The organism is Arthrobacter sp. SPT-J7 (assembly GCF_059089965.1).
The window spans coordinates 1-625 of sequence record NZ_JBNHFF010000531.1 but is presented as its reverse complement, the minus strand read 5'-3'; the positions used below and the strand labels follow the sequence as shown (position 1 = coordinate 625).

The following is a 625-nucleotide window of genomic DNA, read 5'->3' as shown; positions in this document are numbered from 1 at the left end:
ACGCTGATGCCACAACTTCGGCGGTGTACTTGAGCCCCGCTACATTGTCGGCGCGGAATCACTTGACCAGTGAGCTATTACGCACTCTTTCAAGGGTGGCTGCTTCTAAGCCAACCTCCTGGTTGTCTGGGCAACTCCACATCCTTTCCCACTTAGCACACGCTTAGGGGCCTTAGTTGGTGGTCTGGGCTGTTTCCCTCTCGACTATGAAGCTTATCCCCCACAGTCTCACTGCTGCGCTCTCACTTGCCGGCATTCGGAGTTTGGCTGACGTCAGTAACCTTGTAGGGCCCATCGGCCATCCAGTAGCTCTACCTCCGGCAAGAAACACGCAACGCTGCACCTAAATGCATTTCGGGGAGAACCAGCTATCACGGAGTTTGATTGGCCTTTCACCCCTACCCACAGCTCATCCCCTCCATTTTCAACTGAAGTGGGTTCGGTCCTCCACGCGCTCTTACACGCGCTTCAACCTGGCCATGGGTAGATCACTCCGCTTCGGGTCTAGATCACGCCACTGCAACGCCCTGTTCAGACTCGCTTTCGCTACGGCTTCCCCACACGGGTTAACCTCGCGACGTAACACTAACTCGCAGGCTCATTCTTCAAAAGGCACGCCGTCACA

At 55.7% G+C, this 625-nt stretch carries 1 rRNA gene; it reads right to left on the bottom strand.

Annotated features, from left to right (window positions below):
• A 23S ribosomal RNA gene (locus AC5RWX_RS34085) occupies nt 1–625 on the bottom strand; the annotation flags it as partial.